Here is a 17,104-nt window from a genome sequence, read left to right as displayed (position 1 = left end):
ACGATGGAGCAAGCGATGACCGCGCACCGCAAGACCAACGGCGACACCGCCGGCAGTTTCGTTCGCCGCCATATCGGCCCGTCGGCGCGCGACGTCACCGCCATGTTAGAGACCGTCAGCGCCAAGAGCGTCGATGCCCTGATCGCGGAGACGCTGCCGGCCTCGATCCGGCAGGCCGCCCCGCTCGATCTCGGCAAGCCCCTCAGCGAGACCGAGGCGATCGCGCACATGACCGAGCTGGCGCGCCAGAACCAGGTCTTCACCTCGCTGATCGGCCAGGGCTATTCCGGCACCATCCTGCCCGCTGTGATCCAGCGCAACATCCTGGAAAACCCGGCCTGGTACACGGCCTATACGCCGTACCAGCCTGAGATCAGCCAGGGCCGGCTGGAGGCGCTGTTCAACTTCCAGACCATGATCTGCGACCTGACCGGGCTCGACGTCGCCAACGCCTCGCTGCTCGATGAGGCGACCGCGGCGGCCGAAGCCATGGCGCTCGCCGAGCGGCACTCGCAGGTCAAGGCGAAGGCTTTCTTCGTCGACAAGGACGTGCACCCGCAGACGTTGGCGGTGATGCGCACCCGCGCCGAGCCGCTCGGCTGGAATTTGGTCGTCGGCGATCCCCTCACCGACCTCGACAAATCAGACGTGCTCGGCGCGCTGCTGCAATATCCGGGTTCTTCCGGCGCATTGCGCGACCTCAGGCCCGCGATCGCGGCGCTGAAGGCCAAGGGCGCGCTGGCGATCGTTGCCGCCGACCTGCTCGCACTGACGCTACTCGCCTCGCCCGGCGAGTTAGGGGCCGACATCGCGATCGGCTCCGCGCAGCGCTTCGGCGTGCCGATGGGCTATGGCGGACCGCACGCGGCCTATATGGCGGTGCGCGATGCGCTGAAGCGCTCGCTGCCCGGCCGCATCGTCGGCCTCTCCGTGGACTCCCGCGGCGCGCCGGCCTACCGCCTCGCGCTGCAGACCCGGGAGCAGCACATCCGCCGCGAGAAGGCGACCTCCAACATCTGCACCGCGCAGGTGCTGCTCGCCGTGATCGCCTCGATGTATGCGGTCTATCACGGCCCCGAGGGCCTAGCGCAGATCGCGCGCAACGTGCATCGCCGCGCCGCCGTGCTCGCGACCGGGTTGCGCAGGCTCGGCTTTGCGCCTGACAGCGAGAACTTCTTCGACACGCTCAGCGTCGATGCCGGCGGCAAGCGCGAGGAGATCGTCGCGCGCGCCCTGACCGAGAAGATCAATCTCGGAATCGGTGATACCGCGCTTCGCATCGCGCTCGACGAGACCACGACGCCTGCGACAGTGGAAGCGGTCTGGCGCGCCTTCGGCGGCACGCTCACCTATGCCGAAATCGACGCCGAGACGCGCGAGGCGCTGCCGGACGCATTGAAGCGCGCCACGGCCTTCCTGACCCATCCCGTCTTCCATGCGCATCGCTCGGAAACCGAGATGCTGCGCTACATGCGCAAGCTCAGTGACCGCGACCTCGCGCTCGACCGCGCCATGATCCCGCTGGGATCCTGCACCATGAAGCTGAACGCGACCACCGAGATGATGCCGCTGACCTGGCCGGAATTCGGCTCCCTGCATCCGTTCGTCCCGCGCGAGCAGGCGGCCGGCTATCACGCGCTGTTCGCGCGGCTGGAGAAGTGGCTGTGCGACATCACCGGCTATGACGCGATCTCGCTGCAGCCGAACTCGGGCGCGCAAGGCGAATATGCCGGGCTGCTCGCGATCCGCGGCTATCACGCCGCGCGCGGAGAGAGCCATCGCAAGATCTGCCTGATCCCCTCCTCCGCCCACGGCACCAACCCGGCCTCGGCCGCGATGGTCGGCATGGACGTGGTGGTGGTCGCCTGCGAGAAGAACGGCGACGTCGACGTTGGTGATCTCCGCGCCAAGGCGGAGAAGCATGCAAACGATCTCGCCGCGGTCATGATCACCTATCCCTCGACCCATGGCGTGTTCGAGGAGCACATAAGCGAGATCTGCGACATCGTGCACGGCCATGGCGGCCAGGTCTATCTCGACGGCGCCAACTTCAATGCGCAGGTCGGCCTCAGCAGGCCCGGCGATTACGGCGCCGACGTCAGCCATCTCAACCTGCACAAGACCTTCTGCATCCCGCATGGCGGTGGCGGCCCCGGCATGGGCCCGATCGGTGTCAAGGCGCATCTCGCCCCGTTCCTGCCAAGTCATCCTGGAAATCGCCACCCGGCGACGAAGGCGGATGCTCCGGTCGGTCCGGTCTCGGCCGCGCCGTTCGGCTCGGCCTCGATCCTCACCATCTCCTACATCTACATCCTGATGATGGGCGGCGAGGGCCTGAAGCGCGCCACCGAGATCGCGATCCTCAACGCCAATTACATCGCAGCGCGTCTCGATCCGCACTTCCCGGTGCTCTACAAGAACGCCAAGGGCCGCGTCGCGCATGAGTGCATCGTCGATCCGCGTCCGCTGAAGACAACGAGCGGCGTCACCGTCGATGACATCGCAAAACGCCTGATCGATTACGGCTTCCACGCCCCCACCATGAGCTTCCCGGTGCCGGGCACGTTGATGATCGAGCCGACCGAGTCGGAATCCAAGGCCGAGCTGGATCGTTTTTGCGATGCCATGATCGCGATCCGGAAAGAGATCGCCGAGGTCGAGGCCGGCCGCTTCAAGATCGAAGCCTCGCCTTTGCGCCACGCCCCGCACACCGTGCATGACATCGCCGATGACGATTGGAAGCGCGCCTACACCCGCAGCGAGGGTTGCTTCCCCGACGGCGTCTCGCGCACCGACAAATATTGGTCCCCGGTGGGCCGCGTCGACAACGTCTACGGCGATCGCAATTTGGTGTGCTCCTGCCCGCCGGTGAGCGATTACGCGGAAGCCGCGGAGTAGGAGGCAACGGAGGTTTCGTAGGGTGGGCAAAGCGGAGCGTGCCCACCACCTTTCGCCACGGTGGGCACGGCGCAAGTGCGCCTTTGCCCACCCTACAGCACTGAACACGCAGCTAAGGCGCAACCAACAATCGGCTCTCGCGATCCCATCGCCAGAGCTTTTCGTTGGTGAGCTCAGTCCCGCCCCACCAGCGTTTGATCTGGTTATGGCGCCACATGTCGTCTTCACGGGCGAGAAGTGAACGCCCGAGTTCAGTCAGCGTGAGCTTCCACTCGCTCCTGCCGAAGTAACGATCCTCATTGTCGAAGGCCGGATCGCCCAACAAGAGCGGCGGCGCCGAATACACCCCCAGTTCAAGCAAAGCGTCACGCGCGTCGTTTTCGTCGAATACATCGCGAAGCCATCTTGCATCTTCGACGAGCCTCGGGTCGGTTTGCCCGTCGTTCACACAATCCAGCAGATCCATTTCAGTTGCACCGAGTCCGGTCACGCTGTCCGGAAGCTCTTCGAGCACCGCAATCAGTGCCGATCGAAGTCTCGGCAAGATCATCAGATCCATCATCAGCAGGTCGAAACAGGGTTGTGGCGTGTCAGCCCGATAGGCGCGCCAGGCGCGGCTTGCCATCACCAAATGGTTCTCAGTCACCTTGAAGGCCGGCAGTTTCCATCTCGCGACAGACTCCGGAGCATAGTTGGCAATAGTATCGTCCGCATGCACCAGGCTCAGCTTGCTCGTGATCTCCTTATAAGGACGAATCAGGTCTAGCAGCCAGACGAGCACAAGCTGATCATTGGGCCGAGGATCGACCCATATTTCAATTGAGTCGAACTTCTCGCACAGCTCGAAGAAACCAATATCGCGCGTGCCGAAACCGTCGAGCGCACCGCTACAGACGTCATCGAGCCAATGATCGCCGGGATTGCAGTGCTTTTCCGATCGGCGCTCCAGCCCCCTCAAAAGCCGCTCGTCGGAAGGCAGTTTCCTCCAGACAAAACGCGGATAGAACCCGAGCGCGACGTTCGCAACGCCGGACTGGCGAAGTGTATCCTCCGCACGATCGTTCGTTGCCAGGATCAAATGTGACACGATTTCCTCTCGAAATGATACGCAATACAAGGACACTCTGAGCGAAGAGGTATGCACTAATCAGGCGCGATGAGTGAGAGGGCCTCGGGGTCCCACTGCCACAGCCGGTCGTTGGTCAGGTGGGTGCCGCCCCACCGGCGATCGATTCGGTTATGGCGGCAAAAGTTTTCATCGCCACCAAGGATCGCTTTGCCGAACGCGGTAAGCGACAAGCGGGATTGCTTGTACCGCTGGAGCCGGCTTGAATCGTTGTGCATCTCCAGGGAAAACGGGCCTTCGTCCAGTCCAGCGACCGCTGGCCTCTCGCATCGCGCGACAGCACAAAACAAAACGGGCACCGAAGACGTCGGCAACTCAACGTCCTCAGTGCCCGCTCCTCGCGAAAAACTGTTCGCGTTAGGTCTTACTCGTCCGCCGGCTCTTCGCCGTCGGCGTCACGCTCCGGGGTGCCGGCCAGAATCTGCTCGGCGATCAGGCCGGAGTTCTGGCGGATCGCGGTCTCGATCTTGGCGGTGATGTCGGGGTTGGCTTTCAGGAACGCTTTCGAGTTCTCGCGGCCCTGGCCGAGGCGCTGGCTGTCATAGGAGAACCAGGCGCCGGACTTCTCGACGATGCCGGCCTTGACGCCGAGATCGAGGATCTCGCCCATCTTGGAAACGCCCTCGCCGTACATGATGTCGAACTCGACCTGCTTGAAGGGCGGGGCCAGCTTGTTCTTGACCACCTTGACGCGCGTGGTGTTGCCGACCACCTCGTCGCGCTCCTTGATCGCGCCGATGCGGCGGATGTCGAGGCGGACGGAGGCGTAGAATTTCAGCGCATTGCCGCCGGTGGTGGTTTCCGGCGAGCCGTACATCACGCCGATCTTCATGCGGATCTGGTTGATGAAGATCACCATGGTGTTGGACTTGTTGATGGAGGCCGTGAGTTTGCGCAGCGCCTGGCTCATCAACCGCGCCTGCAGGCCCGGCAGCGCATCGCCCATCTCGCCCTCGAGCTCGGCCTTCGGCACCAAGGCCGCGACCGAATCGACCACCAGAACGTCGACGGCGCCAGAGCGCACCAGGGTGTCGCAGATCTCCAGCGCCTGCTCGCCGGTGTCGGGCTGCGAGATCAGGAGCTCGTCGATGTTGACGCCGAGCTTGCGGGCATAGACCGGGTCGAGCGCGTGCTCGGCGTCGATGAAGGCGCAAATGCCGCCCTTCTTCTGCGCCTCCGCCACCGTATGCAGCGCCAGCGTGGTCTTGCCCGAGGATTCCGGCCCGTAGATCTCGACGATGCGTCCCTTGGGCAGGCCGCCGATGCCGAGCGCGATATCGAGCCCGAGCGAGCCGGAGGACACCGCCTCGATGTCCATGGACCGGTCGTTCTTGCCGAGCTTCATCACCGAGCCCTTACCGAACTGGCGCTCGATCTGAGAGAGCGCGGCGGCCAGAGCTTTACTCTTGTCCATGGAAGATCCTTCGACGATACGCAGGGCAGTTGCGGACATTGGGTCGTGCTCCTTATGGCGAGGATTCGCTAGGGGGACAAACGATTGAGAGGCGGGCCGGCGATAAAACCAATGTACCCCATTTGTTCTAGGTTCGCAATATGTTCTTTTGCGGATTTGGCGGCGGCCCTCAATGCGACCGACGGCGGTCGCGCGGCCGGCGCGCCGTCATATTTCCGTAATCCTGCGGCACCGAACCTTTTCGCGGTCTCCGGCCTTCTGTGGGGATGGGACCGCAACTGTGGGGACCTTAAGTCATGACGGACAACGACACGCACCACGATGCGATCAGGCGCAATCCGCTGCTGGAGGCGGCGCGCGAGGAGATGGTGAAGTTCGAGCGCAAGGAGAACGAGTTCCGCAAGAAGGACCGTGAAGAGCGCGCCGCCGAGCTCCATCTTCCGCTGAACGAGATCAAGATCCACTAGGCGCCGCCAGGACCGGCTTTGCGGAGCGGGCTGAGGCCGCCCCGCGATGCGGCCGGCGGCGGGCGGTCCCCCCGGGCCGTGATTGCCTGATCTTGATTCGGCATCGCGGGTCGGGCATGGTCGCCAAGGCGGGCGCGCGGACGCTTCAGGTATCTAAATACTACTAGTAAGCCATGACGGATCAAGGAAATTGCCAAGCAGCCTACTGTGCATGGGGTTGTTTTCCACTTTTTTGAAGTCGCGGCGTGGGCAGTGCCACCCATCGGAGGGCACGGCCGCCATTCCCCGGGGCATACATACCCCGTCTACAGCACCGCCAGCAGCACCAGGCCGATCACCAGCACGACGAAGCCAGCCGCCGTCGCGGCGGCAAATGACCGCTCTACGTTATCCATGATGCCACCCCGTTTTCGGCGCGCCACGTTTCCCCCATGGCTGCGCCGAACGGATCAAATCTTGCCGACGGGTGTGTCCGCAGTGGTGCGAACGGATGTCGAAATTGGGACCGGTGCAGGGCCAGTCTGCGGCCTTTCGATCGCGTTCCTTCACGGCGCCCGATCCGCCCATCCGCCAGGCCAGGGCAGATCCGAACCCGCCGCCTGTCAGGCTGTCGTCAGCTGAGCCGGCTAGGGTCGCCCGGCTATGGTGTTGCAGCCCAGCACCTCAGCCTCCAATAACTCTCCGCCCCGCTTGGCTCTCCCCAGGCGGGGCTTTTTCATGCCTGCCGGCCGGCGCGCGGGTTCCTCTCGTCCTGGGTCAGGCGCAGCGAGAAGGCGCGGATCGCGGGCGCCGCCAGCAGCACGACCGGCAGCATCGCGGCCCATGCGATCAGCCACGACACCATCCAGTGCCGAATGAAGACGATCGGGCTGGCTGCGGGAAAGCTGGCGATCCCTGCCGCGATCAGCGAGGTCAGTCCGGACTGGATGACGCCGAAGACGAAATGAGAGTAGCGGCGGGGAATGCCGAGCATGAGGCGTCCATGGTTGCTTGCCGTCATCAGGCAAGCAAGGCACATGCCGTCACCTCAAGGGGCTCAGGAGTTCAGGAACTCTGTTCATGGTCGGAGAACCACGGAGTACCAGCGCCCGTCGCGTGTGATCCGCGGCCTGCGGCAGATTTTGCTTGTCTCCGGAATATTGCGACGACCAACATGTTTGCAGGCATGGAAGGTGAATCGTGGGAGGTGACCATGAATCACAGGGGCGTCGAGTTCACCGTGGCCAAGACCGCGATTCCCGGAGTCTGGCAGTGGCAGTTCCGCATCGGCGAGCAGATCAAGACCGGCAAGACCGAGACCAAGATTGACCTGCTGGCAATCCGGCGCGTGCAGCTGCGCATCGATCGGGAGCTGAAGGCGATCGAGCGAAGGACGGCCTGAACCGGCCGGGTGACATCGGTCCTGGCCGGGCGCCTCATGCGCCGCAGCACCCCACGGGGCGTGATCCGTAGCCGCCCGGAATTGATCTGACGGTGGTTTGGGATTGCACTGTGCCCGCCCAGGGGCCTTGGGGGCGAGGCATCATGCGCGCGATCGGTGCCAGCCATGCCGCTTTATTTCTTTCGAATCCGCAACGGCCGTTATTCCGGCTGCGCCGAGCAGGCGACGGAATTTGCTGATCGCAATGCGGCCTGGAAGGAGATGAGGAGTGTCTGCGCCGACATGAGCGCCGGCATTGCCCGCAAGCTCCAGGAAAATTCCGAATGGCACATGGAGCTGCTGGACGAGTCCAAGGAACCGGTGTTCCGGATCCGCATCGTTGCCGAAACCTTCGACTAAAGCGCGATGCGATTAGGATGAATCGTCATCGCGCTTTAGGTTATGTTTGAGCATGATCTTTTCGGAAAACCGCCGCACACTTTTCCGGATCATGCTCTCGCAAGGCGTTCCGGATCAGGCCAGCGTCAGTCCGCGCTGGGCAGCCGCCGCATGGTGAACTCGATGTCGCCGCCGGGCAGTTCGCGCCAGGTCTCGACCGCGCTCATATAGCCGGCCTTGGGGTAGCGGGCGAAGAAGGCCTGCGCCCTTTCCCGCGCCTCAGCGCGCGGCAGCGTGAAGGTCTCGCGCAGATAGCCGTCGCCGGCCGTCTGGGCCGGCTTGCCGGCCATCTTGCGCCGGCGCGCCATCCGCTCGGCGAGATCCCGCGGACGATCGGCCATGTCGTGCCCTCCTCTACGCGCTACGCTCAGCCAAATGTAGGGCGCTGGCCGGATCAAGAGGAGTCCCGTCCGAAAGGCGTTGTGCCGCCCCGAACGGAGCTTGCGGTCAGTTGGCCGCCGTGCCGCTCTTGGTCTTCTTCGGTGCGCTGGTTGCGGCCGATGCCTTCGGTGCCGCCGGCTGCTTCGGCGGATCGGAACGCATGCCGCCCCAGGGATCATTGGACGCCTTGGAATCCGGAATCTTCTTCAGCGTTTCCTTGTAGGCCTTTTCACGCTCGGCTTCGGCAGCCTTCTCCTCGGGGGTCTTGCCCGGCCCTTCCTGCAGCAAATTGAGATTGGGCATTTGCGCGTAGGCAGGTCCCGCCAGCACGGCCAGCACCGCGGCCAAACGGAAAAGCTTCATCGTCCACTCCTTAGATCATCCATGAGGCGCCGATCGCCCGCGCCGTGTCATCCTTGTCAGCCCCGCCGCGACCCGGGGCCGCTACGTGGGCCCGCTAGAGCCGATCCGATCTGCACGATTTGGGCGCATGCAGCCAGTCGTCCCAGATCGGACCGCATTTGGTGCACCCGCTCAGCGCGAGACCGAGCGCGGCCATGCAAAAGACGAGGACACACCGACGCAACATCATCCACCCGTACCCAAGCGAGGCATCATATCGGGCCAAGTCAGGCATTTTCAAGCCGAGGGGGCCGGCGCGAGACCGGGTGACTTTGCCGCGCCGATGCGCGCACAATGAGGGCGGAAACATCCGGCAATACAGGAGAGCGCGACAGCAATGCAGATGCAGCCAGAAGCCGAGTTCGGTCTCGCCGACGCCCGACGCATCCTCGGCGAGGTTTTTGCGCCCTGGGTCCAGGATCTCAACCTCGCGGTCGAGCGCATCGAGCATGCGCAGCCCGCAGACGTGCCGGACTGGCAACCGGGCGCGCTGCTGCGCATGCCGTTTTCGGAGCGACTGTGCCGGAACGGCGGCGTGGTCTGCGGCCAGGCCCTGATGGCGCTCGCCGACACCGCCATGGTGATCGCGATCCTCGCTGCCAATCGCGGCTACCGCCCGATGACCACGGTCGACCAGACCACGCATTTCATGCGCGCGGTCTCCTCAGTGGACGTGCTGGCGGACGCGCGCGTGGTGCGGCTCGGGCGCACCATGAGCTTTGGCCGCGTTACGCTGCTCTCCGCCGCCGACAGCAAGCCGGTCGCGATGGTGTCGAGCGCGTTCGCGATGCTGCCGGGGTGAGCGCGCTCTGAAAAGAAGAGAGCCGCGGGAAGCGCAAAGCGAAGCGCGGCTCTCGATGCAATCATGTCGCGACAGGAAACGCGATCGCGCTTCGCCTCGTCATCCCTGCGATGTTACTTGCCGAGGATCTCGTCGGCCGCGGTGACGACGCTGACGGTCGGATTCTTTCCACAATAGGAACCGAACTTCTTGGCGTTCTCGATGAAGACGTCGGTGTCGATGATCGCGTTGTCCTCGTCGCCCTTGTACCAGCCGTCCATCCAGGTCAGCACGACCGCGATGTTGTCTTCGCCGCTCTCGAGGAACTGCTTGCAGCTCATGGTCGAGAGGTCCCACTTCACGGCGTGGGCGGGCATCGATGACAGCGAGAGCGCTGCGACGAACAGAATCGAAAGCGAAGTCTTCATCAGTATCTCCATCGGCGCGTAACGCCATAAAAGAAAGGCTCGTAGGAAAGTTCGCGGAGCGGCTCTCCGCTCCAGCGTCGTAAACAAAGTCTGAAGCGCTGTGCAAGTAGCGCCAGTATTGAGTTTAGTTCAACGTAATTTTTATGCACTACTTCACAATCATCAGCAGGACTGACGCGGATGATCGAGAGGCGTGCAGCACAACGTCACCGTGTTTTCAAGGGTGGAACGATCACCTTCGAAAACAGCGGCATCCCTTGCACGGTGCGGAACATGTCGGCGGGCGGCGCGGCGATCGACCTGGACGCCCCCGTCATGTTGCCGCAATCGTTCACGCTCTCGATCGTGCGCGACGATTTCGTACGGCATTGTCGCACAGTTTGGCGCAGCGACAAGCGCGTCGGCCTCGCTTTCGTGCAATAGCACGCGCGATGTGAACGATGGTTCGCATCACATGCACAACACGATCATGATTGCTTGATACGACGACGGCGACGCCAGCGCAGGCTTGCGATCACGAGCATGATGATCGCGAGCGTGATCAATGATGAACCCGCAACGAATCGCCCGCCCGGACGATCGATCGTGTGCGACCAGAGCGACGGCGCCTCGTCCGGCCGCGCCAGGCGGAACGCAACCACGCTGTCGCCGATCGAGGTGCCGGCCTCGGAATGGCCGCCGGCGCCGATCGCGACATATTGCTCGCCCTTCCAGAGATAGGTCATGGGATTGGCGACGCCCGGCACCGGCAGCCGGCCCTGCCACAGCTCCTTGCCGCTGCGCGCATCGAAGGCGCGCAAGTAAGCATCCATCGCGCCGGTAAAGACGAGGCCGCCGGCGGTGACCGCGAGCCCGTTGACGAGCGGCGCGCCCCAGGACAGCGGCATGCCGAGCGGCGCCAGATCCTCGGTGGTGCCGACCGTCGAACGCCAGAGGATTTTTCCGCCTCTCAGATCGACCGCGACCATCTCACCCCAGGGCGGCTTGTTGCAGAGCAGCCCAAGCGGCGACGTCACCAACGCACGCGACATCGCGAACGGCGCGCCACGCTGCTGGCCGAAATCGTGGCCTGGCGGCGGATTGAATCCGGCCGCCTCGGCGCGCGGAATCAGCCTGATGAGATGAGCAGCGCGGCTGGTGTTGGCGTAGAGGATCTGGTTGACCGGGTCGAAGGCCGCGCTGCCCCAGTTCACGCCTCCGCCGGTGAATGGAAATTCAAGCGTGCCCTGCACCGAGGGCGGCGTGTACAGACCCTCGTTGCGTGCTTCGGCGAATTGACGTTCGCATGACGAACGGCCGAGGCCCGGCAATAGCGAGAGCGCATCGTCGGGCGAGATCGTCTGCGACGTCAGCGCCAGCACATGCGTCGGGAATGGCTGCGTCGGCGACAGCGCTTCGCCTTCCGCGCCGCCCTGCGGCACCGCGCGCTCTTCGACCGGCCAGACCGGCTTGCCGGTGTCGCGGTCGAGCACGAAGATAAAACCCTGCTTGGTCGGCTGGATCACGACGTCGCGCTGCCCCTCGCCGGTGTCGATGCGCGTGAGCGTCGGTTGCGCCGCCAGATCGTAATCCCAGACGTCGTGATGCACAGTCTGGAACGCCCACGCCAGCTCGCCGGTCTCGATGCGCAGCGCGATCACCGAATTGGCATGCTCATTGTTGCCCGGCCGCCTGCCGCCCCAAAAGTCCGGTGAGGGCGAGCTCGTCGGCAGAAAAACGAGCCCGCGCGTCTCGTCGACCGACATCGGCGCCCAGACATTGGCGTGGCCGGCCTCGATCCCGTCGCGCTGCAGCGGTTCGAAGCTCCAGCGCGGCTCACCGCTGCGCGCATCGAACGCGCGCACCACGCCGCTCGGAGCGTCGACGCGGCGGTTGTCGCCGATCGCGGAGCCGACCACGACGACACCGCGGCCGACAGCCGGTGGCGAGGTGATCTGGAATTCGCCGGGCCATTCCAGCCGCATACCTATCTCGAGCTTGATCTCACCGCCCTTACCGAAATCGGTACAGGGAATTCCCGTCTTCGCATCGAGCGCGATCAGGCGGACGTCGTTGGTGCCCACGAAGATCCGCGATCGGCAGACGGCATCCCGAGGTGCCCTGTCATCGATCCAGTACGTGACACCGCGGCAGACATAGCGATTGGCAGGACGCTGATTGGTAGCGATCTTGGGATCGAAGCGCCATTTCTGCGCGCCCGTGCCGGGATCGAGCGCAATCACCTCGTTGAAGGGGGAGCAGAAGATGAGGCTGTCTTCGACGAACAGCGGCGTCGCCTGGAATTTGGTCCGCCGCATCAGTTCGGGCGGGCGCGCCGTGAGATCGCCGGTGTGATATTCGAAAGCGCGGACGAGCTGCCCGACATTGTCCGGCGTGATCTGTCGCAATGCCGAAAAGCGCGAGCCGCCGACATCGCCGCCCCAGCTCTCCCAGGCGAAGCATGGCGGGGCGGCAAACAACAAGAGCCCAGCGAACAGAGCCGCGATCGGCTGGCGCGTCCGCAACGGCCGACTCGCTCTATTTGGATTTCTTGGCGGGTTCGCTCGGGCGGGCGCCGCCCCACGGGTCGTACTTGTCCTTGGGCTCAGGGATGCGCTCGAGCGCGGCCTTGTAGGCTTTCTCGTCGACCTTGGGCGTGTTGTCCGTCGGCTTGGCGCCGTCATTGGGCGGGCGCCGGCCCTGCGCCTGCGCCGAGGCCGCCGTCAGTGCCAAGACGGCGGCCGCTATGACCAGAATCCTCATCGGTGCAATCCCCCTGATGTGGGGTACCAAACTAGCCGGCTATCGCGGAATAGCAATGCCGCGGGTTCCAAGGCTTCAGCAAATCTTGATCGGCAGGGACTTCGCCGGATCGCATTCGTGCCTATCTGTTGGCCCGCAGGGGACCTCCACGGATGTTGCGGATTGTTGTTCATGCGGCGCTGCTGGCCGGCGCGCTTGCGCTCGGTGGCTGCGGCTTTGCCGACAGCCGTGCGCCGGTACCGGAGTTCATGCGCATCAAAGAGGCCGAGCAGCCGCCGCCCGAAGCGCCTCCCGACGTCAAGCGCGTGGTGCGCGAGCAGATCGACGTCGTCTTCCTCGCCACCTCCTATCCGCGCGAGGTGCACGTCGCCCCGCCCCATCGCGAGGTGCGAGGACCGGGCTGGACGGCGTGCGTCCGCGCGCAGCTCACCTCCGCGACCGGCACGTCGCTCGGTGCCCAGACCTATATCGTGACCATCAACGGCGGCAAGGTCGTGGACCGCCGGCGGGCGGAAGCCGACGACATCTGCGGGACGGAGACTTATGAGCGGATCTAGGAACCCGTCCTTGACGATGCGGTTCCGGGAAAAACCAGTATCGCGGCCGGGAACGATCGCCGCCTCCCCTTCTTGTTACCGCCGAGGGCAGTTTCGAGGAGGACATGATGAGGACGTTGACTATTGCGCTGTTGGCGGGCGTGGGTGCCTTGGCAGCCGCCTCGGGGGCCAAGGCTTCCGATATCTATACGAGCAGCGAGTACGCCAATCCGGATCTCGTCCAGCAGGTACGACTTGTCTGCGACGATTCCGGCCGCTGCTACCGCACGCGGAGCGGTTCGCGTGTGATCGTGCGCGATTCCTATAATTACATGCCGCGCGAACGCTATTACGAGCGCCGGAGCTATCATCGCGATTGGGATGACGGTCCGCGTGCCGGCGTCGGCATTCGCACACCTGGCGTCAGCGTCGGCGTGGGCGTCGGCGACGACCGCTGGTAATTGATCAAGGCCTTGATGGTCGGGACCGGACGAACATGTTCGTCCGGTCCCATCTCTATGAGACCAACCGCCGTCAGGCCGCGGCGGTTTGCTGCTGGAACTGCTCGTAGGCCGCGATCGCATCGGCGGCGTACATCAGCGACGGCCCGCCGCCCATATAGACGGCCATGCCGAGCGTCTCCTCGATCTCTTGGCGCGTTGCACCGAGCTTGACGAGCGCCTCGGTGTGAAAGCCGATGCAGCCGTCGCAATGTCCGGCAACGCCGAGCGCCAGCGCGATCAGCTCCTTGGTCTTCTTGTCCAGCGTGCCGTCACGCGTGGCAGCCTGCGCGAGTGCGGCAAATCCCTTCATGGTATCGGGAATGTCGCTCCGCAGCTTCTTCAGGTTGGCGGAGATCTGCCTGATAATCTCGGGGTAGTTCTTGTCCATGACTTACTCTTTCGCTGTGACTTCAGGTTTCGAGCGGATCGGCCGGCGTGACGAAGCGCGTCAATGACGGCAGGTGAGCGATGAAACGGGCGAGCACCATGCCGGCGCGCATTGCCGCAACGAAGATGACCGCGGAGAACGACCCGAATCCGAACGCGCGTGAGCAATCCGCCGACCTTATATGGGCAATCCCAAGCGGCTCCTGGTTCTCTGCAACATGCTGGACGGCGAAAAGTCCGTCGACGAACTCGCCGACATCGCAAGCCTATCATCGGCCGCGCTATCCCAGCATCTCGGAAAGATGCGCGCATTGAGCCTGGTCAAACCGAGGCGAGACGGCCAAACGATATACTACGGCATCGCGAGCCCCGAAGTCGGCGCAGTGCTGGAGACTCTGTACCGCCTCTTCTGCGCCAGCGAATGGGACTCTTGCTTTCGAAGGACGCGGGGAGCACAGGATGACCGACGACACCTTCATCGAGGGACCTCTCTATGAGAAGCGGAGGAAGGTCTATCCGCAGTCGGTCCATGGTCCCTTCCGCCGCATCAAATGGGCGATTCTCTGCGTCACGCTCGGGACCTATTATCTCTTGCCGTTCGTGCGCTGGAATCGCGGACCTGGCCTCCCGGACCAGGCCGTGCTGATCGACTTCCCGCATCGGCGCTTCTACTTCTTCTTCATCGAGCTGTGGCCGCAGGAGGTCTACTACTTCACCGGTCTCCTCATCATCGCGGCCATGGCACTGTTCCTGATGAACGCGGTCGCGGGGCGGCTGTGGTGCGGCTACATGTGTCCGCAAACCGTATGGACCGACCTGTTCTACGCGGTCGAGCGCTGGGTCGAAGGCGACCGGCGCCAGCGCATGCAGGGCGACAAGGAGTACTGGACATTCGGTCACATCCGGAAGGTCGCACTGAAGCACTTTCTCTGGATCATGATCGCCTGGTGGACCGGCGGCGCCTGGGTGCTCTATTTCTCCGACGCGCCGACGCTGGTGAAGGAGCTTGCCACCTTCCAGGCCCCGTTCATCGCCTATCTCTGGATCGGCATCCTCACCGCCACGACCTATGTCTTCGCCGGTCACGCCCGCGAGCAGATGTGCATCTACATGTGTCCGTGGCCGCGGATCCAGGCGGCGCTGACCGACGAATGGGCGCTCAACGTCACCTACCGACGCGACCGCGGCGAGCCGCGCATGTCGGTGAAGAAGGCGGATGCCGCGCGCGCCCACGGCGGTCCCGCCGGTGACTGCGTCGACTGCCACCAGTGCATCAATGTCTGCCCGACCGGGGTCGACATCCGCCACGGCATCCAGCTCGGCTGCATCCAGTGCGGCCTCTGCATCGACGCCTGCGACAACGTGATGCGCGAGATCGGCCGGCCCCCGGGCCTGATCGGCTACGACACCGACATCAACATGCAGCGCCGGCGCGAAGGCAAGCCGCCGATCTACCGCATCATCCGCCCGCGCACGCTGATCTATGCCGCGGCCATCGCCGTTGTGGGCACCATTATGCTCTACACTCTCGCCACGCGCGCGACCATGGACGTCAACGTGCTGCACGAGCGCAATCCCCTCTTCGTCCAGCTCTCGGATGGCGGGGTGCGCAACGACTACACCGTGCGCATCCTCAACAAGGGCGCACGGCGATCGTTTGCGCTTGAGGTGTCCGGTCTGCCGGGCGCGGTCATTCGCGTTACCGGCATCGAGGATGGCCCCAGCGGCAAGCCCATCATCGAGGTCGAGCAGGATCAGACGCGCGAGGTCAGGCTGTCGGTTCAGGTCGGGCCTGCCGATCTGCCGAAAATCTCGCACGACCTCGAGGTCACGATCACCGATACGGCCAGCGGTGGACGGGCGAGCGCCCGCGATCATTTCGTGCCGGGCGACAAGTAGAGTCTGCATCGAGCATCCGGCGCCGGATGCTCAATGAGACGTTAACATTACCGCTCGAATTGAAGCGGCGTCCCAACGGTATTTTCCATTCTTTGCGCTAACGATGGCTGCGTAACACGGGCTCAGCCCGCGTGAACGGGGACGACGGGACGTGGTCGACATCGCGCAGCAGGCAGCGATCCATCCGGCATCTGCAAAGGATGCAGGAGCCGCGCGCCCGCGCGCCCCGCTGGCGACGATCGACCCCGGCCAATGGCGCGCACTCGCGCAGCGCGCGATCGAGCCGAACGGATATTACCTGCCAGCCTGGGAGCTGGCCGTCAGTGCGACCGCGCGCGGCCGCAGCAATGCCTCGGCACTGCCCGCACTTGACGACTCTTCGGCGCGGCTGATCGGACTGATGCCAGTCATCTCGCTCTGGCGCGCCTGGAAGGTTCCCCTCCCCGCGCTGGTGAGCGCGCATCCCTACGGCACGCTGTGCAGCCCGCTGCTCGACCGCGACGCTCCGCTCGAGGCCGCCACGCGGCTGCTGCAGCAGGCGCGCGAGGCCGGCGCGCGTGCGCTCGTGCTGACCGACGTCGCGCTCGACGGCGCCGCGATGAACGCGCTTGCGCAGGTCCTGAACCGCGACGGCCTGAAGCCGCGCGTGCTGTCCTCCTACATCCGCGCCAGCCTCGATGCGACGCAGGATGCCGAGACGCTGCTGCGCGAGGCGCTCGGCACCAAGAAGCTCAAGGAGCTGCGCCGTCAGCGCCATCGCCTCGAAGAGCACGGCTCGATCGCATTCGACGTCGCACGCCGGCCCGACGAGATCGGGCCCGCACTCGAAACATTCCTGCAGCTCGAAGCCAGCGGCTGGAAAGGCAAGCGCGGCACCGCGCTGGTTCAGCATGCGGGTGATGCGGCCTTCATTCGCCGCGCCGTGCCGGGATTGGCGGAGACCGCGCAGTGCGAGATCGTCACGCTTCGCGCCGGCACGACACCGGTGGCCGCCGGCGTCGTGCTGCGCCATCAGGATCGCGCCTTCTTCTTCAAGCTCGGCATCGACGAGCGCTTCGCAAAATATTCGCCGGGCGTGCAGCTCACCCTCGAGCTCACCCGCCATCTCTGCGCCGATCCCGCCATCGCCAGCGCGGATTCCACGGCAAGCGCGGATCACCCCATGATCAACCCGATCTGGCGCGGGCGCTTCGCGGTCGGCGACGTGCTGATCCCGCTGCAGCGGCACGACCCGGTCGTGACGCTCATTCACGGAGCGCTGGTCGGCCTCAACGCCGCGCACGAGACCGCACGAACTCTGGTTCGCCGGCTCCGCAAATAA

At 64.5% G+C, this 17,104-nt stretch carries 19 protein-coding genes and 1 pseudogene; 11 read left to right on the top strand and 9 right to left on the bottom strand.

Features of this window, described 5'->3' with window-relative positions; genetic code table 11:
* The first annotated feature begins 15 nt into the window (after positions 1-15).
* Positions 16-2,898 (top strand): aminomethyl-transferring glycine dehydrogenase, encoded by a 2,883-nt coding sequence (gcvP, locus tag ACVIIV_RS20025; protein WP_456745699.1) that lies wholly within the window; start codon positions 16-18, stop codon positions 2,896-2,898.
* A gap of 112 nt (positions 2,899-3,010) precedes the next feature.
* On the opposite strand, the gene ACVIIV_RS20020 is transcribed toward gcvP, so the two are convergent.
* Both ACVIIV_RS20020 and recA read right to left on the bottom strand, forming a co-directional pair.
* Positions 3,011-3,985 carry a hypothetical protein gene (locus ACVIIV_RS20020; protein ID WP_456745698.1) on the bottom strand — a complete coding sequence of 325 codons (975 nt, stop codon included), beginning with the start codon at positions 3,983-3,985 and terminating at the stop codon, positions 3,011-3,013.
* A 403-nt stretch (positions 3,986-4,388) separates the two neighbouring features.
* Positions 4,389-5,477, bottom strand: coding sequence for a recombinase RecA (recA, locus tag ACVIIV_RS20015; protein ID WP_025037325.1), 1,089 nt, complete (start codon positions 5,475-5,477; stop codon positions 4,389-4,391).
* A 257-nt stretch (positions 5,478-5,734) separates the two neighbouring features.
* Between recA and ACVIIV_RS20010 the strand changes: the two genes are divergently transcribed.
* Positions 5,735-5,905: a hypothetical protein gene (locus ACVIIV_RS20010; protein WP_456745697.1), complete on the top strand. Its 171-nt coding sequence runs from the start codon at positions 5,735-5,737 to the stop codon at positions 5,903-5,905.
* 715 nt (positions 5,906-6,620) lie between these two features.
* On the opposite strand, the gene ACVIIV_RS20005 is transcribed toward ACVIIV_RS20010, so the two are convergent.
* Complete coding sequence (locus ACVIIV_RS20005) at positions 6,621-6,878, bottom strand: DUF2798 domain-containing protein (protein WP_456745696.1); 258 nt, start codon at positions 6,876-6,878, stop codon at positions 6,621-6,623.
* Between the two features lie 219 nt (positions 6,879-7,097).
* Between ACVIIV_RS20005 and ACVIIV_RS20000 the strand changes: the two genes are divergently transcribed.
* Positions 7,098-7,286 carry a hypothetical protein gene (locus tag ACVIIV_RS20000; RefSeq protein WP_456745695.1) on the top strand — a complete coding sequence of 63 codons (189 nt, stop codon included), beginning with the start codon at positions 7,098-7,100 and terminating at the stop codon, positions 7,284-7,286.
* 165 nt (positions 7,287-7,451) lie between these two features.
* Entirely contained in the window at positions 7,452-7,685 is a 234-nt protein-coding gene (locus ACVIIV_RS19995) for a DUF6894 family protein (protein WP_456745694.1), read from the top strand.
* 125 nt (positions 7,686-7,810) lie between these two features.
* Here ACVIIV_RS19995 and ACVIIV_RS19990 read toward each other — a convergent pair whose 3' ends face one another.
* Positions 7,811-8,065, bottom strand: coding sequence for a hypothetical protein (locus ACVIIV_RS19990; RefSeq protein ID WP_456745693.1), 255 nt, complete (start codon positions 8,063-8,065; stop codon positions 7,811-7,813).
* A gap of 106 nt (positions 8,066-8,171) precedes the next feature.
* Positions 8,172-8,468 carry a hypothetical protein gene (locus ACVIIV_RS19985; RefSeq protein ID WP_456745692.1) on the bottom strand — a complete coding sequence of 99 codons (297 nt, stop codon included), beginning with the start codon at positions 8,466-8,468 and terminating at the stop codon, positions 8,172-8,174.
* Positions 8,469-8,844: 376 nt separating this feature from the next.
* Between ACVIIV_RS19985 and ACVIIV_RS19980 the strand changes: the two genes are divergently transcribed.
* Positions 8,845-9,309, top strand: a complete 465-nt coding sequence (locus ACVIIV_RS19980) for a PaaI family thioesterase (RefSeq protein WP_456745691.1) — start codon at positions 8,845-8,847, stop codon at positions 9,307-9,309.
* Between the two features lie 113 nt (positions 9,310-9,422).
* Here ACVIIV_RS19980 and ACVIIV_RS19975 read toward each other — a convergent pair whose 3' ends face one another.
* Entirely contained in the window at positions 9,423-9,716 is a 294-nt protein-coding gene (locus ACVIIV_RS19975; RefSeq protein WP_456745690.1) for an HdeA family protein, read from the bottom strand.
* 180 nt (positions 9,717-9,896) lie between these two features.
* Between ACVIIV_RS19975 and ACVIIV_RS19970 the strand changes: the two genes are divergently transcribed.
* Positions 9,897-10,139 carry a PilZ domain-containing protein gene (locus tag ACVIIV_RS19970; protein ID WP_456745689.1) on the top strand — a complete coding sequence of 81 codons (243 nt, stop codon included), beginning with the start codon at positions 9,897-9,899 and terminating at the stop codon, positions 10,137-10,139.
* Between the two features lie 44 nt (positions 10,140-10,183).
* Here the strand turns inward: ACVIIV_RS19970 and ACVIIV_RS19965 are convergent, their stop codons facing one another.
* The gene (locus ACVIIV_RS19965) at positions 10,184-12,202 is read right to left on the bottom strand and encodes a pyrroloquinoline quinone-dependent dehydrogenase (protein WP_456748779.1); all 2,019 of its coding nucleotides are present in this window, start codon (positions 12,200-12,202) and stop codon (positions 10,184-10,186) included.
* Between the two features lie 31 nt (positions 12,203-12,233).
* Entirely contained in the window at positions 12,234-12,458 is a 225-nt protein-coding gene (locus ACVIIV_RS19960) for a hypothetical protein (protein WP_456745688.1), read from the bottom strand.
* 152 nt (positions 12,459-12,610) lie between these two features.
* On the opposite strand from ACVIIV_RS19960, the gene ACVIIV_RS19955 reads away from it, so the two are divergent.
* Positions 12,611-13,015, top strand: coding sequence for a hypothetical protein (locus tag ACVIIV_RS19955; protein WP_456745687.1), 405 nt, complete (start codon positions 12,611-12,613; stop codon positions 13,013-13,015).
* A 104-nt stretch (positions 13,016-13,119) separates the two neighbouring features.
* The gene (locus tag ACVIIV_RS19950; RefSeq protein WP_456745686.1) at positions 13,120-13,455 is read left to right on the top strand and encodes a hypothetical protein; all 336 of its coding nucleotides are present in this window, start codon (positions 13,120-13,122) and stop codon (positions 13,453-13,455) included.
* A gap of 73 nt (positions 13,456-13,528) precedes the next feature.
* On the opposite strand, the gene ACVIIV_RS19945 is transcribed toward ACVIIV_RS19950, so the two are convergent.
* Positions 13,529-13,885: a carboxymuconolactone decarboxylase family protein gene (locus ACVIIV_RS19945; RefSeq protein ID WP_456745685.1), complete on the bottom strand. Its 357-nt coding sequence runs from the start codon at positions 13,883-13,885 to the stop codon at positions 13,529-13,531.
* Between the two features lie 181 nt (positions 13,886-14,066).
* On the opposite strand from ACVIIV_RS19945, the pseudogene ACVIIV_RS19940 reads away from it, so the two are divergent.
* The 3 genes and pseudogenes from ACVIIV_RS19940 to ACVIIV_RS19930 all read left to right on the top strand — a co-directional run.
* Positions 14,067-14,300, top strand: a pseudogene (locus ACVIIV_RS19940) (ArsR/SmtB family transcription factor); the annotation flags it as partial.
* A 43-nt stretch (positions 14,301-14,343) separates the two neighbouring features.
* A complete protein-coding gene (ccoG, locus tag ACVIIV_RS19935) occupies positions 14,344-15,783 on the top strand; it encodes a cytochrome c oxidase accessory protein CcoG (protein WP_456745684.1) in 1,440 nt (479 codons plus the stop codon).
* A gap of 151 nt (positions 15,784-15,934) precedes the next feature.
* Complete coding sequence (locus tag ACVIIV_RS19930; RefSeq protein ID WP_456745683.1) at positions 15,935-17,104, top strand: GNAT family N-acetyltransferase; 1,170 nt, start codon at positions 15,935-15,937, stop codon at positions 17,102-17,104.

Source organism: Bradyrhizobium sp. USDA 4354 (genome assembly GCF_054060315.1).
This window is presented reverse-complemented; position numbering and strand designations above follow the sequence as displayed.

Bases quoted from the DNA above. Each gene is read 5' to 3' on its own strand.
- gcvP (WP_456745699.1), top strand. From the start codon at position 16: ATGACCGCGCACCGCAAGACCAACGGCGACACCGCCGGCAGTTTCGTT.
- recA (WP_025037325.1), bottom strand. From the start codon at position 5,477: ATGTCCGCAACTGCCCTGCGTATCGTCGAAGGATCTTCCATGGACAAG.
- ACVIIV_RS20010 (WP_456745697.1), top strand. From the start codon at position 5,735: ATGACGGACAACGACACGCACCACGATGCGATCAGGCGCAATCCGCTG.
- ACVIIV_RS20005 (WP_456745696.1), bottom strand. From the start codon at position 6,878: ATGCTCGGCATTCCCCGCCGCTACTCTCATTTCGTCTTCGGCGTCATC.
- ACVIIV_RS20000 (WP_456745695.1), top strand. From the start codon at position 7,098: ATGAATCACAGGGGCGTCGAGTTCACCGTGGCCAAGACCGCGATTCCC.
- ACVIIV_RS19995 (WP_456745694.1), top strand. From the start codon at position 7,452: ATGCCGCTTTATTTCTTTCGAATCCGCAACGGCCGTTATTCCGGCTGC.
- ACVIIV_RS19990 (WP_456745693.1), bottom strand. From the start codon at position 8,065: ATGGCCGATCGTCCGCGGGATCTCGCCGAGCGGATGGCGCGCCGGCGC.
- ACVIIV_RS19985 (WP_456745692.1), bottom strand. From the start codon at position 8,468: ATGAAGCTTTTCCGTTTGGCCGCGGTGCTGGCCGTGCTGGCGGGACCT.
- ACVIIV_RS19980 (WP_456745691.1), top strand. From the start codon at position 8,845: ATGCAGATGCAGCCAGAAGCCGAGTTCGGTCTCGCCGACGCCCGACGC.
- ACVIIV_RS19975 (WP_456745690.1), bottom strand. From the start codon at position 9,716: ATGAAGACTTCGCTTTCGATTCTGTTCGTCGCAGCGCTCTCGCTGTCA.
- ACVIIV_RS19970 (WP_456745689.1), top strand. From the start codon at position 9,897: ATGATCGAGAGGCGTGCAGCACAACGTCACCGTGTTTTCAAGGGTGGA.
- ACVIIV_RS19960 (WP_456745688.1), bottom strand. From the start codon at position 12,458: ATGAGGATTCTGGTCATAGCGGCCGCCGTCTTGGCACTGACGGCGGCC.
- ACVIIV_RS19955 (WP_456745687.1), top strand. From the start codon at position 12,611: ATGTTGCGGATTGTTGTTCATGCGGCGCTGCTGGCCGGCGCGCTTGCG.
- ACVIIV_RS19950 (WP_456745686.1), top strand. From the start codon at position 13,120: ATGATGAGGACGTTGACTATTGCGCTGTTGGCGGGCGTGGGTGCCTTG.
- ACVIIV_RS19945 (WP_456745685.1), bottom strand. From the start codon at position 13,885: ATGGACAAGAACTACCCCGAGATTATCAGGCAGATCTCCGCCAACCTG.
- ccoG (WP_456745684.1), top strand. From the start codon at position 14,344: ATGACCGACGACACCTTCATCGAGGGACCTCTCTATGAGAAGCGGAGG.